Here is a 13810-nt window from a genome sequence, read left to right as displayed (position 1 = left end):
CGTTCAATTCCTGATGGCCCAGAAGTCAAGTTCAAGCCCGGTGAACTCACCTCCTACGTGGAAAGCGAAACCACCTGACTGCTCCAGTTGTGCGATATCACGAGCGCTCATATCGAGCATGAAGTAGGTCTTGCCGGCGTGAAATGGAATCTGTCGCGGCGCCACTGGCAACGGCGTGACCTTGATACCGGCCAAGTGCAGGTTGACCAATTCACGTATGCGCTCAACTGGCGCGACTTTCAGGTGTGCCGGCAGACGCTGGCGCAGTTCCTGCGCCTCACACTGCGCAGTGGCCGCCAAAATGAAGGTGGCCGTACCAAGCAATTTCAACTCGCTGACTGGGCATACCAGGACGCCATATTGGCGCGGCTGCAAAGCCAACTTGATCGCCTGTTGCTCCAACACCACAGACAGCACCAAGCGCACCTGCTCCATCAGCCCACGAAAACTGGCGCCCTGATTACCGTGTTGGTAATGAACGTTCAACTGCGCACGCTTACTGTCACTGGCGAACGTTGATAACTCACCGAGCAGCGACACCAGCGCACGGAACACTGCTTCGGGCCGCACCCGGGCCTGGCTCAGGCAGTGGCGCAGCTCCAGCTCGGTACGATTGATTACTTGCAGCATCAGGAAGTCAGCGATTTGTGTGCCTGCGTTCGTGCTCTCGCCACGAATACGTGCAGCGATGGCATCGCCCCTGCTGACAAGCAGGCCGATCACCTCCTTGAGACACGACGCCACGTACCCATGCTCCTGCACGAAAATGAACGTAGGGATGAACGCTGTATCCAGGTTCACTCCCCCCTCGTCGGTGGCGTCCAGTACCTGGGCAATCTTGAGTTTGACGAAGTGCTCGTCATGCGGGTGTTCGCCCAACAGAAGACGTAAGTCGGGACGTGCGCAGTTGATCCGGCAACGCGTATCCACACCCGCATTGGCATCTCCCACTTCCACTTCGCAGCTGACGTAGCGTGCCAGCACATCACTCTGTCCTGGCTGGCGAACTTCAAGGTGACTGCCACTGGCCAACGGGAGCGCCAGGAAAACGCCTTGTCTGCCCGTGTCGGTGGGTACCTGCAACACCAGAGGTTCCATGCCGGCGCTCAACTCAAACAGGCTACCGTCCGGCAAAACGCCGCTGGCCTGGTTGACCACCAGCTTGCCCAGCTTGAGGTACTGTAAATTGAGTTCCAGCGTGAGCAAGCCCCAGGTATCACTGCCCAACAAGCGCGTCTGGGTGAGTTGTTGATGATAATAACGGTCGTTGTGCTGCAAGTGCTGTGGCCGCAACAGCATGCCTTCTTGCCAGATAACTTTCTGAGCCTGCATGTCACTGCGCCTCCAGGCCGGCGAGTGAGCCAGCAACGCGTATACCGGTCTGATCCAATACCAGATCAGCACGGTTACGTTGTTGCACGGTCAGCGGGATCAGTAGCCGCCACTGGACATTGGGCAGGTCTCGATAAGCCGCCAGCACCCCCACGAAACGACTGTCAGGTCCGATACGAAGCTTGAGCTCCAGGCGGTCCCCAGGGCGCAATTCAAGTTCGTCGCTGTTTACCCAGTCCTTGGACAGCGTCTGCTGCGCATTGCCATACAGACCGAAGAAGTCGGCATGTTCAAAAGCGACGCCCTGGCGCAGTTCAATCAACTGCACCACAACTGGCGAGGGGCGGCCATGCAGATCCGGGTTGACGAGTTCACTGGCGGTCAGCGCCATGTCTAGCTTGGTCAGCTTAGAAAAAGGCGAGGCGGCGCTGCAACCTGTCAATAGCCCGAACATGAGCAACAGCAAAGCAAGGGTGACTCGGTACATGAGCATTATCCTGGAAAATCAATATGCAGGCTGGAGATCAGGCGCACCTGCTCCTCATAGGCCTTGGCGAAGTCGCCCCCCAAAGGACGATCATTCAATCGCTCTTGCGCCACCAGACGCTGGTAATGACGCTGGTACGCACGCCAATGCCCACCATCCGAGAAAAACCCGACCGACTTGCCCGAGGACTCGAAGCATCCCAACAGATAGCTGGGCTCAAAGGCCGCACGGGCGTTGCGCAAGGTGCTTCGACAGGCGGCCAACAGTGCGACCTGATGCGCTTGCAGTTCCCGGTGAGCCTGGGTGATAGCCCGTACAGCGGGCATCTGGCCTAACGCACTTATATCCAACATCGCAGCTACCGCAGCATCGATGTCGCTACACGCTTTCAAGGGATTAAGGCCCACACCATGGCTGCCGAACGGCGCTGTATCCAACTCGTTATTCAATTCGTCACGGGTGCGCAAACTTTGTTGCAACCCTTCGATAGTCAGGCGAAATAAGCGCGCCACCTTGATCGCCAGTGCTTGCCGACCCGGTTGATCGAGCGTATTCAGGTCCAGGCCCAAGGCTGCTGCAAATTGTGGCCAGAACTCGTCATCAGTCGGCACAGTCATCGCTGCCTGTACCGTAGCAACCTCTACCGCGGGTTCTTCCCGACGTGGGAAGACCACGTGCTCCCGGTCAGCCCCGTGGCGATCCGTCCACACTTGCTGCTCATCGGCGGACTCGTTCAATGCCTCCAGATCCTGCGAAAAGGCATGCATACGGCAATCAAGGTCCAACTGATGCGAAGGGCCCAGCGAGAGAAAGGCGTCTTCAGGAATCGTTACTGCCGAGGCGGCCTGCAGGCCGCCAGCAGGTTGCGGTGGCTCCAGCAAGCGCGCACGTATCGTCAACGCTCCCAGCTCGAACACTTCGCCATCACTGATCAATCGCGCGTGCCCCTTGCGCAGGCGCTCATGACTCCCTGCCACCCTGATTCCGTTGCGGCTGATATCCGTGAGGAAATAGCGGCCCTCGCGGTAGGCGACCAGTCCATGGTGGCTGGAGAGCACGCGGCTGGCGTCAGGTATTACCCAATCACATTCCGAGCCGCGGCCGATCACGCCACCACTCACGTCAAACACTTTGCGGACCAGGGGCACGTTCTTTTCGCTCTCGGGCGCGCAGATCTCAAACACAAGCTGCATCTTCATGACCCTCCATTCAGCGGCCACGAGTGATCGCCTGTGGGTCACCCACAGGATGGTACTCAGCGTCATCGAATACATAGTTGGCGTTACAGCCACCCAGCAAAAACAGTACAAGCACGACGATGTGCCATGGACGATCAGGCATCGGCTTTCTCCCATAGTGAAAATAAGGTGCGTCATTCAACGTTCTTCCCTGGCATCGCCAAAGGGAATGTTCAAGCGGGCAAGACGATAGAGCAGCGTACGCCGGGCAACCCCTAGCTCCCGTGCCGTACGGGTGCGATTACCGCGATTCTTGTGCAGGCAATCGAGCAAAAACGTGCGCTCCACTCGCTCCATGCGCTGGCGCAGGGTCGCTTCATCGGTAGCGGCTGGCGTCAGTGTCATTGGCAGCGCCAGATGCTCCGGTCGGATCACGCTGTCGTCACACAACAGCACGGCGCGCTCCACCAGGCATTTGAGCTCGCGTATGTTGCCGGGGAAGCTGTGGCTGGAAAGTTGATCAAGGGCGGAATTCGACCAATCGACAGGTGACCTTTCCAGCGCTTCGCAAACCTTGTCCGTGAAATAGCGCGCCAGTTGCTGTACATCGCCGTCTCGCTCGCGCAGGGCCGGTAGAGTGATGGGAAACTGAGCAAGCCGATAATAGAGATCCTCGCGAAAGCGCCCCTCGGCAACCATCGCCGCGAGGTCGCGATGGGTGGCAGCAATGATGCGGACATCAACCTTATGGGCTGCACTGGCGCCCAGTGGGCGAACCTCGCCCTCCTGCAATACCCGCAGCAACTTGGCTTGCAGTGACAGCGGCATATCGCCGATCTCATCCAGCAGCAACGTACCGCCATGCGCAGCGTCGAACAGCCCCGCGTGATTGCGCTCGGCGCCAGTGAACGCGCCTTTTCGGTAGCCGAACAGTTCGCTTTCAAGCAACCCTTCCGGGAACGCTGCGCAGTTCTGCACGACAAAGGCCTTGGCCTTGCGCGGCCCGGCGGCATGGATGGCGCGGGCCACCACTTCCTTGCCAGTGCCGGTCTCACCGTGCAGCAGCACGGTATAAGACGTGTGCAGCACTTTACTGATCAGCCGGCACGCCTGCTCCATTGCCGCACTGGTGCCAATCAAGCCATATGTTCCAGCCAACGGTTTGTCGCATCTGCGCTTTGTGCCAACGATGGGCTGGATATCGCGCAGTGCGAGTAACTGATTCAAGGCGAAGCTGCCCAAATGCCCCAAGGATGAGGCGTAGCCTCGCAACTGGACCGACTGCTGGCGGGCGAAGACCAGCACACCGGTCATACGTTTGCATCGGCTGAGCAGCGGCACGATCAATAGCGCACGCCAGGGTATCGCCATTGCCGGGAGGAAGCGGGTGTCATACCCACTGTCTTGCACATCCTCCAGACTCAGGACAGAGCCCTGGTTCAAGGTGTCGTGCAGCAGCCCTTGGTGGGACTGATCGGGACACGCAGGCGCAACGGAGAGCGATGGTATCTGGGCCATATGTTGAGCGGTCAGTTCAAGCCGGCCGGTCACTTCGTCCAGCAGATACAATTGGCTGAGCTCACACTGGCTCAGCCGTGCCGCCCCGGTAACGCATCCTTCAAGTAACGAATGTTCATCGCGCTCGAACCCCAAGCGTGTGAAACAGGCAGACAGCGCGTCGACATAAACCAGCGGGTCGGCCTCTTTACCAAGCAGGTTATCGGTCATGGGCTGCACTCGTCGAAACACGCCAGGGCCAGCACTGTGTCGGTCTTGCCGACAGCGCGCCGATCAGTTGTTGCAGGTCCGCATTAGTCATGGTCATTAATCCCTGATGAATTGTGGGTCAGCGTGACCACGCCATCGGCCTGTTCATGCGCCAGCCAAGTGGTCCAGCCCAGGCGGCAAACCGTGTTCTCACCAATATGCAAGGCCTTGATCTGGCCCTGCGCCAACATCAGGCTCAGGTCGTAGTCCAAGGGGTCCCGCAGGGTCAGGCGCACCAGCGAACGCAGTGGTTGGTAGGCACTTCCGGTGGGCAGGAAATCGTGGAAACGCTCCCAGCAAAGCGCCCGGACATGCACCCTGAACTTGCCACTGCGGTCAGCGATGCGGTGCCCCAGAACCAGGTCATCGCCAAGAGCACTATTGGCCCGCCCCAGATGATTGCGCTGCGTCTGGCAGACCTCGACCGTACGTGCAACCCATTGCTCTAGAAACAACGCCTCGTGCATGAAGTAGTAACGCAGGACCGACTCGATCAACGCCGCCGAATGCACCCGTAAACTCAGCAAGCCAAGGTAAGGCAGCAGGCGCTTGCAATCGACTCGGCAAACGCCCCGTATCGCAGCTGCGCCCAGCCCCATCAAGGCAAACATCTGCTCGGAAAACCTATCGTTGGCACCTGCCCGGAAACACGCCCGATAGCGGTACTTGCGCCAGATCGGTAGCATCAGCCGATGCAGCCGATGGTGGAACAGGTCGAGGAAATCCCGAGTCGGGTTGCCACCCGAGCGCTCGGCGAATGCCTGCTCACCATAAAACGCGGGCAGTGGTGACCCCGCACCGAATAACCCCAACACATTCAGACGCAGGCGTGCGCGCAATTGGCCCTGTTCCATAAAGAACTCCACCCGGTCAATATCGTGCGCGGCAAACCCGAGACCAGGGTTGGCCTGGAATTCCAACTGGTCGTACAGCGCGTCGTCATCTAAAAGCGGATGGGCCTCGCGCAAATGCTCGATAACCTGCAGAACCGCCTGAAACAACGTGAACTCACGGATAACGCGACAAAGTTGAGTCAGAGCTGGGGTTGCTGTCCCATCTGGGATGGCCATAGATACACGTCTCCTTGTGTGCTGATGACCCGCAACTCGTGATACGAATTGAGGCTGGCATAAAGCGCAAAAAACTCATTTAGAACGCAAGCGAATACAAACAGGTCGCCCTGGCCAACAAAGCCCTGGGAATCGACCGTCAGATCGATCCGCACGCCTCGGATGGGCAGCCCGCGGTGCAGGCGATCCACTGGCTCTTGGCGGATGGAGAGCAAGGCGCCCAGTCTTTTCTGGCTGACCTTCAGCGCCTGGCGATCGTAATAACGCGGCAAATCGTAGGACTCCAGAATCACTCTCAAGGCATTGATATCGGTCAACGACAAATAGTTGAGCGACATGTTGCTGATGAGCTTCCACAGATAGTCTTGGTCCAGTGGTGGTGCGAAGCTCGCCGTTGGCGCGGTGATGTTGCGGAACGTCAACGACTCCGGCGTCTGCTCGCCCGGCAGATTGATATCACCCGCACGCAGTTGGCGCGGCAGGTTGCAATTAGTACAGGTCAGTTCGACCGAGAGGGTTTCATGGCCCCGTTCGCGGCGGTTGCCAAACCCCATCCAGGTATCGAGCCCGGCATGCTGAACCGACGAGCGTTGGCGAATGCTGTAACTGGGCGGTGCCGCCAGGGGCTCAGTGTCGCAGTCATGCTCAAACGACTCGAACGGCACGTAGGTTTGATAGCCCAAGCCACCGGGGCGCCACCCGGTGACCTGATCCACGGAAAAGACGCTGGCATTACCCGGCGTATATTCCCCGGGCACCAAGAGGTACTCATCCTGCTTTCCATCCAGGCGAATAGGAATCGCATCCTGCTTGAACAGGTTGACGATGGGCGTGCAGTACAACTTTATGTTGTCCAGGGTGGGGCGCTGAGCTTCACGGCCGTGAGTGCGATGTTCAAAGCGCATTACCATGCCATGCGCCTGCCGGAGCAGCTCGTGAGACAGCGTGTGCAGCACACTCAGACCTTCAACGTCGACAAACAGGTACTTCTCGGGAAAAGCAAAGTACTCCTGCAGGTGTCGATAACCCCCCAGGGCATTCTGCGGATAAGGAATCAACGCCTGCTCCTTGGAGAACCCCACCGGCCGAACCTGGTCAGCAGCGAGCCGGAGCATCACGGGCATGCCATCGCTGGCGATGATCGGCATACCGTCGTGATCCAGTAACAGCAGGCAGATCCCATCGAGATGACGCAACAGGTTCAGATACAGGTCCTGACTGACATAAGGATCTCCGGCCAGGTGCAAGCGCAGTGAATCAAATGCCAACTCGCTGAAGTTACCTGCGACACTCATGCTCAGGTGCAAATCCAGACGGGCCCCTTCGCCCTGGCTCCGGTATTCCAGGCCACTGAGTTGCAGGGGCATGACATCGGTGGCGTAGCATGTACGGAACCGGCAACGCTCGCCGTGGATGGTGGCGCTTTCCACGGCGGTGTCCCGACCCACTCGAACACCGGGACCAGCGCGTTTCAACGGATCGAATTGCAGGATGCTGAAGGCCGGTATCGGCCGCATGTAATGAGGCCAGAGCAAGTGCATCAACGAATGCGTCAACTCCGGCAGTTCGTCATCCAGCTTCTGGCGCAGGCGCGCAGTCAAAAAAGCAAAGCCCTCCAGCAAGCGTTCGACATCCGGGTCCTGGCCAGCCTCGGCGAGAAACGGCGCCAGGGCGGGATTGCGCTCTGAAAAACGCCTGCCCAGTTGGCGCAGGGCACTGAGTTCGCTTTGAAAATATCGGTCAAGCGTCATCGGTAAAAACCTCAACTCGCCCGGCATCCGTGAGGCGGGCGTGGAACACCACGGGCTGCAGGATGCCGTCAATGGCCCGCTCAGCCTCGATGGCAAACGCCAACTCCAGGGATTCACGCGCACCCGGCAACAGCCTGACACGTGCATTCGTCAACCGCGGTTCATAGGCCTGGATAAAGCGCTCGATATGTAGACGCGACTGGCTCAAGGACTCATGCAAGCTAAGCCGCATGTCATTGAGGTCCGGCAGCCCATAATCAGGCAATGTCTTGACACTACCCGCGCGAGTGCTGAGCATTTTCCCCAGATGGGCAGCAATGGACGCCGCCCCGCCCTCCGGGGGCGACGCACCGCATTCGAGGCGTTCGAAAAGGCTGCTGTGCTCTGGCATGCCGTAGCCTCTGCTCATTCTTTATCCAGCTTACCGACCAAGGACAAAGTGAAATCTGCCCCCATGTACTTGAAATGCGGGCGCACAGTCAGGTTGACCCGGTACCAGCCAGGTTCGCCATCGACATCACTGACGACAATGCGTGCAGCTCGCAACGGGCGCCGCCCACGTACTTCGGCACTGGGGTTTTCCTGGTCCGCCACGTACTGGCGAATCCACTTGTTGAGTTCCAGCTCCAGGTCTGTGCGCTCTTTCCATGCGCCCAACTGCTCGCGCTGCAGCACCTTGAGGTAGTGCGCCAAGCGGTTGACTACCATCATGTAAGGCAATTGGGTCCCTAGCCGGTAATTCAGCTCTGCGGCCCTGCCCTCCTCACTGATACCAAAGGTTTTGGGCTTCTGCACGGAGCTGGCGGAAAAGAACGCCGCGTTATCGCTGCCTTTGCGCATGGTCAAGGGGATGAAACCTTCTTGTGCCAACTCGTATTCGCGTCGGTCCGATACCAGCACCTCGGTAGGGATTTTGGTTTCGATCTCGCCCATGCTCTGGAAGTGATGCAGCGGGAGGTCCTCGACCGCTCCGCCGCTTTGCGGGCCGATAATGTTCGGGCACCAGCGAAATCGCGCAAAGCTGTCGGTCAGGCGGGTGGCAAAGGCATACGCGGTATTGCCCCACAAGTAATGCTCGTGGCTATTAACCACATTCTCCTGGTAGGCAAAGGTCTTGACTGGATACTCAAGGGGGTCATACGGGGTACGCAACAGAAAGCGCGGTACGGTAAGGCCGATATAACGGGCGTCTTCGCTCTGCCGGAAACTTTGCCACTTGGCAAATTGCGGACCTTCGAAATGATCTCGCAGATCCTTCAGGTCCGGCAGCCCGGTGAAACTTTCCAAACCGAAGAACCCGGGCCCGGCAGCGGCGATAAAAGGCGCATGGGCCATGCTGGCGACGCTGGAGGCGTACTGCATCAGCTTCACGTCGGGTGCGTTGGGCGAGAGAAAGTAGTTGGCAATGATTGCGCCCACCGGCTGTCCGCCGAACTGGCCGTATTCAGCACTGTAGACATGTTTGTAAAGCCCGGACTGGGTGATCTCCGATGAGTCTTCGAAATCGTCCAGGAGGTCCTGGCGCGAGACATTCAAGAGCTCGATCTTGATGTTCTCGCGAAAATTGGTGCGCTCGACCAGCAACTGCAAGCCTCGCCAGGAAGCCTCCAGTGCCTGGAAGTCCGGATGGTGCAGGATTTCATCCATTTGCTGGCTGAGCTTGGTATCGATCTCGGCAATCATGCGGTCGACCAGGTGTTTCTTTACCGGCTCATCACAGTTATGTGGCTTCACCAGCTCTGCAATGAACGCCGACACGCCGCGCTTGGCGATGCCGTAAGCCTCGTCGTCGGCACTGAGCAAGGTCTGGGCAATGATGTTATCGAGGATGCTGCAGGTTTCGGTGGTTTGTACGAGTTTCGAGCTGTGTTCAATCGTGTTCATGGTGTCAGTGTCCCTTTACTGAAACGGCAATGCTTGAGGGCTGTCCAGCCCCAGTTCGGCCAGGACTCGAGCGCGGGAGTCGTCATTGGCCAATGCCTGCTCGATAGCCTTGCGAAAGTTCGGCGTGTTCCCCAGCGGCCCCTTGAGCGCCACCAGGGCTTCACGCAATGCCATCAGCTTTTGCAACGCCGGGATCTGCTCGACCAGGTTTGCGGGGTTGAAGTCCCTCATGACGTTGATCTGCACCTGGATCGGCAACTCCTCCACATCAGCGGTATCCTGCAGGCGATTGGGTACGCTCAGCGTCAGGCTCAAGGCTTGCTTGGCCAACACCTCGTCAAAGGTGTGCTTGTCGATACCGATGGGCTTGCGATCCTCGAGTTTGCGTGGGTCCGCACGCTGGGAAAAATCTCCCAGCACCAGCAGCTTCAACGGCAGCTCGACTTCTTCCTGGGCCCCACCGACAGCGGGTTTGAAAGTAATATTGATACGTTCCTTGGGGGCTACCGAACCGTCTTTGGCCATGGTGCTTTTCCTTTTTGATGAGGCGCTATTCAAGTACTGCTTCAAGATCGAAATGGCACAACCTGCGCTGCAGTGCGTCTTTGCAGTCGCATATGGGCTGGGTTTGTGGCAACAGCTCATAGCAGCGGTACAGAAGCTTGCCGACTTGCAAGGTCAGCACCGGCTCCCAACTTTCCAGACCTGTGCGCTGTAATTGAAGGTCGAGTTCTTCCAGCTGAAGCCTGGCCAGCTCATGCTTGCCAGCCGCCACGCACAACCTGGCCAGCGCCAGGCGCCAATGAAAGCGCGCTCGATCACCGCACGCTGCCTGCAGCCCTTGCTTGAGTACGGCCACTGCTGCCTTGAGGCCGTCCTTTCGCAGGCAAGGCATCGCCGCTTGCAATGCGGTCTCCCAGGGCTGGGTGTCAGCGACAACATGGGAGGGCTCGGGCTTGTGCACGTGACGCATCACATGCAGCGCGATCCACTCACCTGTCGCAGGGTCGGCAAAGGGGGTGCCGTCGTTGAACCGATATTCAGGCAGGTGCGGCAGGCGCTGCAGCAGCAGAGCCAAATGCATCTCCAGTTCAGTCATGGCCAGGTTTGCATGCAAGGCGTTCAGGCACTCCCAGACCATGCGCAAACCATCCAACCAGAACAACGCACCCGCCTGGCTTACCTCAAGCTCAGGCAACAGATCGGCGTAATGGCCTTGGCTGAGACGCTCTTGATAGCGCTTGCGCTTGTCCGCGACCAACGGGCGCAACGCCGTTACTCGCTCACTATTGGCGTCGGGATAATTGACGAGCATCAACCACGCCAAGGTTCGACCCAGGCGCAAGGCACGCAGGTCGGTTGCGTCCTGGCGCAACCACCAGGCACATAACGGGCGGGCCTGCTCCTGTAAAGTGCGCAGCAGTCTGTGCGCGTCTTTTTCGTTGTTGATCGGTTGCCCGGGACTCAGCAACTGGGTCGTCTGCTTGACCTGGGCAATGACGTTCGCGACACCGCCAGGTTCGGATACACCCTGCGCCAAGCGCTCCGACAATTGCCGGCGAATCGGCAGCAGCAAAGGTGCATCGCTTCCAAGTTGTTCGCCCCATAGCTGGTCGAGACATGCCAGGTGTTCCAACAGGGCCTGGAATAAAGGCCGTTGATCGCTGATCGACGGGTTGAGTGCAAACGCTTGCTCAAGACGCGACACCAGCCAGCCAAACGCCGCAGCACGGGTTCGTAGCTTGCCAGGGTAAACCTGCTCCCAATGGAGTTCACACAGGTCACGCAGCAAACCGAGACCGGCCAGCAATCCGGCAAATGAATCACGTTGATACAGGGCCCAGGCCAACCAGACGGCGACGCGTAGATCCTTGGAGTGATCACGCAGCAAATGCTCGCTGATTTCGCTGACCTTCTGCCAATCCGGCTGGCCCGCAACATGGATAGATTGGGCTTTGCCAAGCTCGGCCTCCAGCGCTTCAAACTCGCTCGAAAAACGCACGTCACTACCAACAAAACTGCTTGAGCAACATGCTGTCCGTGCAAGCTTGCGGTAATGAACATAAAGTTCTTCTGAATAAGCCATTTTGAGTTGCACACATCCGTCCGAGGTAAATAGGAGGACTTAACGCCATTGTCGAAACGCCCTTGAACTTCCATTCAGAACTCATCGAAGTGAGTGAACCTTAGCCACGACAAAAACAATCAGCAAGTAACGGAACGGAACTTAAGAAACGTCCTACACACCCAACAAATAAAGGAATGCGCAACTATTTGCGCACCTCTTCATCGGAAAAAACCACGCTTTATCTCCGACAGCCGCGCATTTACAACTTATAGGGCATGAGCAACTAAGTGCGCGCAGGCGTGAAACTAATAGCGCTGAAATCCACCTACCGCTCGACAATAAGCTCTCAACAAACGAACACAGAGCCGCCTTGGTCTTTATTTCATTGGCTTTCATACTTTCAGGCACGCTTCTTGTTATAGGCCTCTGCCCCTTCAGCGCTTTTGCTGTTCGGCAATACCTACTCAATCAGGCAAGGAAACCCGTCATGCCAACACCCGCGTATCTCTCCATCACCGGTGTCAAACAAGGTTTGATTACGGCAGGCACATTTACTCAGGACTCGGTAGGCAGCATTTATCAGGAAGGTCATGAGGACCAGATACTGGTACAAGCATTTGCCCACCAGGTGATCATTCCTCGCGACCCGCAATCCGGCCAGCCAACCGGTCAGCGCGTGCACAAACCGCTGATGATCAGCAAGGTTTTCGATAAATCCTCACCCTTGCTGTTCAGCGCCCTGACTACCGGCGAAGAAGTGTCCTGCCGGCTGGAATGGCTGCGCAACTCTTCCTCCGGGACCCTGGAGCACTACTTCACCATTGAACTGGAAGGCGCGACCATCGTGGACATCCAATCGCGCATGCCCAACTGCCAGGCCCCCGACAACGCCCACTTCACCCATCTGGAGGACGTGCACTTCAGTTATCGCAAGATCATCTGGACTCACGAGGTCGCCGGGACGTCCGGTTCGGACGACTGGCGCAGTCCAGTGGCCGGCGGCTAAGCAGGGCGATAGGACCCCGCTAACGAGGTGCCGAGTAATGGGGCAAGAGCGTTTTGCTTGATTTGCCGCTTTTGCAAAGTGAGCCGCCGTCATTGCGGAACCCTAGGTGGCCGTTACCTGAATAACGGATATGTACGCGGTCTGATCTGACATCTGGTCGGCTATCAGGCCGCCTTCGCGAGCAAGCACGCAGTTTTGTTATCCTGGCGCTCCCGCCCACACGGACGCGCGCGTATGCACATCGACCCGACCTTCATCCTTCACCAGACCGAGCACTGGCAGCTCAACCACCACCTGGCGTCGAAGCTGCCGGGCTACCTGATGCTTGGCGCCAAGGTACCGGTTGACTCCCTCGCTGACATGCCAGAAGCCGCACTGGCCGAAATGGGCGGTTTGCTCGCCAACATCCAACGAGTGATGCAAGCCCAGCTCCAGCCGAAGTGGCTATATATCAGCCGCTACGGACATATGCCGGGTTTCCCGCTGCACTTTCACTTCATTCCTGTCTATGACTGGGTGGAGCGAGCGTTCTGGCAGGACGAACGCTACCGCTCGCTGTACGCTTTCGGTACGCCGCCCCTCGAACCCCTGACCGATGGCGCTGAACTGACCCTGTTTGTATGGCGAGAGTTTGGCGAGAGCCTAACCCCGCCGCAGGTTCAAGGGCCAGGGGTGGCGCAGGTGATCGAGCAATTGCGCGCTGCATTCAAGCGGGGCTCATAACCCGCAGCCGCTTCACCATCGGCACACACGCCAGCACCAACCCGGACGGAGAGCGATACACCGCTTGCTCATCGCCTACATACCCGCACGCTCTATAAAAACTTACCGCATTCAAGGTCGCATCCAGCACAACCTGTTCAATCGCTTGCTGGCGTGCCACGCCTTCCAGATGAGCAAGCATTGCCTTGCCAAGGCCTTGCCCCATGTAAGCAGGCAATACAAACAAGGCCCCTATTTCACCGTCGGCAAGATCGAGCATACCGGTGACGACGGGCTCGTCATTCAGCCAGCCCATGTAGAACTGTTTTTCCATCAACACGCTGTAGCCATCGCTGGCGTGACCTCGGGTCCAGAGCGCCATTTGCTCAGCGCTGTAGGCGCCAATGCATTGGCCGCGAATGGCCTCGCGTCGAATCTCGAACGCACGCTCGGCGTCATCCGGCGTGGCACGTTTTATCTCCAGCATCGCAAGCTCCTTCCATGACCTCAAACTGCCACTAGCCCATTTGTGCTAATCGACCCCACCCCACGGCGGCGCTATATT

The 13810-nt window shown here is 58.2% G+C and carries 14 protein-coding genes; 2 read left to right on the top strand and 12 right to left on the bottom strand.

What is annotated here, in order from left to right; genetic code table 11:
- Nucleotides 1-3: 3 nt before the first annotated feature.
- From tssK to tssA, 11 genes are all read right to left on the bottom strand, one after another.
- The gene (tssK, locus tag AC07S6_RS20385; RefSeq protein ID WP_495112903.1) at nucleotides 4-1332 is read right to left on the bottom strand and encodes a type VI secretion system baseplate subunit TssK; all 1329 of its coding nucleotides are present in this window, start codon (nucleotides 1330-1332) and stop codon (nucleotides 4-6) included.
- A gap of 1 nt (nucleotide 1333) precedes the next feature.
- Nucleotides 1334-1819: a type VI secretion system lipoprotein TssJ gene (gene tssJ, locus AC07S6_RS20380; protein ID WP_198862091.1), complete on the bottom strand. Its 486-nt coding sequence runs from the start codon at nucleotides 1817-1819 to the stop codon at nucleotides 1334-1336.
- Nucleotides 1820-1824: 5 nt separating this feature from the next.
- On the bottom strand, nucleotides 1825-3018 hold the full coding sequence (gene tagH / locus AC07S6_RS20375) for a type VI secretion system-associated FHA domain protein TagH (protein WP_495112902.1): 1194 nt from the start codon (nucleotides 3016-3018) through the stop codon (nucleotides 1825-1827).
- Nucleotides 3019-3028: 10 nt separating this feature from the next.
- The gene (locus AC07S6_RS20370) at nucleotides 3029-3160 is read right to left on the bottom strand and encodes a hypothetical protein (RefSeq protein WP_034126102.1); all 132 of its coding nucleotides are present in this window, start codon (nucleotides 3158-3160) and stop codon (nucleotides 3029-3031) included.
- 35 nt (nucleotides 3161-3195) lie between these two features.
- Nucleotides 3196-4725 carry a sigma-54-dependent Fis family transcriptional regulator gene (locus tag AC07S6_RS20365; RefSeq protein ID WP_495112901.1) on the bottom strand — a complete coding sequence of 510 codons (1530 nt, stop codon included), beginning with the start codon at nucleotides 4723-4725 and terminating at the stop codon, nucleotides 3196-3198.
- Nucleotides 4726-4808: 83 nt separating this feature from the next.
- Nucleotides 4809-5834: a type VI secretion system baseplate subunit TssG gene (tssG, locus tag AC07S6_RS20360; protein WP_495112900.1), complete on the bottom strand. Its 1026-nt coding sequence runs from the start codon at nucleotides 5832-5834 to the stop codon at nucleotides 4809-4811.
- Nucleotides 5798-7585 (bottom strand): type VI secretion system baseplate subunit TssF, encoded by a 1788-nt coding sequence (gene tssF, locus AC07S6_RS20355; protein ID WP_495112899.1) that lies wholly within the window; start codon nucleotides 7583-7585, stop codon nucleotides 5798-5800. Before tssF ends, tssG begins: the two co-directional genes overlap by 37 nt.
- Entirely contained in the window at nucleotides 7575-7976 is a 402-nt protein-coding gene (tssE, locus tag AC07S6_RS20350) for a type VI secretion system baseplate subunit TssE (RefSeq protein ID WP_034126372.1), read from the bottom strand. Before tssE ends, tssF begins: the two co-directional genes overlap by 11 nt.
- Nucleotides 7977-7990: 14 nt before the next feature.
- Nucleotides 7991-9469 carry a type VI secretion system contractile sheath large subunit gene (gene tssC, locus AC07S6_RS20345; RefSeq protein ID WP_495112898.1) on the bottom strand — a complete coding sequence of 493 codons (1479 nt, stop codon included), beginning with the start codon at nucleotides 9467-9469 and terminating at the stop codon, nucleotides 7991-7993.
- A gap of 15 nt (nucleotides 9470-9484) precedes the next feature.
- Nucleotides 9485-9994 (bottom strand): type VI secretion system contractile sheath small subunit, encoded by a 510-nt coding sequence (tssB, locus tag AC07S6_RS20340; RefSeq protein ID WP_034126107.1) that lies wholly within the window; start codon nucleotides 9992-9994, stop codon nucleotides 9485-9487.
- A gap of 25 nt (nucleotides 9995-10019) precedes the next feature.
- On the bottom strand, nucleotides 10020-11555 hold the full coding sequence (gene tssA / locus AC07S6_RS20335; protein ID WP_495112897.1) for a type VI secretion system protein TssA: 1536 nt from the start codon (nucleotides 11553-11555) through the stop codon (nucleotides 10020-10022).
- A 469-nt stretch (nucleotides 11556-12024) separates the two neighbouring features.
- Between tssA and AC07S6_RS20330 the strand changes: the two genes are divergently transcribed.
- A complete protein-coding gene (locus tag AC07S6_RS20330; protein ID WP_495112896.1) occupies nucleotides 12025-12543 on the top strand; it encodes an Hcp family type VI secretion system effector in 519 nt (172 codons plus the stop codon).
- 234 nt (nucleotides 12544-12777) lie between these two features.
- Complete coding sequence (locus AC07S6_RS20325) at nucleotides 12778-13266, top strand: HIT family protein (RefSeq protein ID WP_259284401.1); 489 nt, start codon at nucleotides 12778-12780, stop codon at nucleotides 13264-13266.
- Here AC07S6_RS20325 and AC07S6_RS20320 read toward each other — a convergent pair.
- On the bottom strand, nucleotides 13250-13732 hold the full coding sequence (locus AC07S6_RS20320) for a GNAT family N-acetyltransferase (protein WP_495112895.1): 483 nt from the start codon (nucleotides 13730-13732) through the stop codon (nucleotides 13250-13252). The two genes, AC07S6_RS20325 and AC07S6_RS20320, sit on opposite strands and share 17 nt — an antisense overlap.
- Nucleotides 13733-13810 lie beyond the last annotated feature (78 nt).

This window comes from Pseudomonas sp. GW821-FHT07B01 (assembly GCF_059419065.1).
Note: the sequence above shows the minus strand (reverse complement) of the source record. Positions and strands in the feature narration are given on the sequence as shown.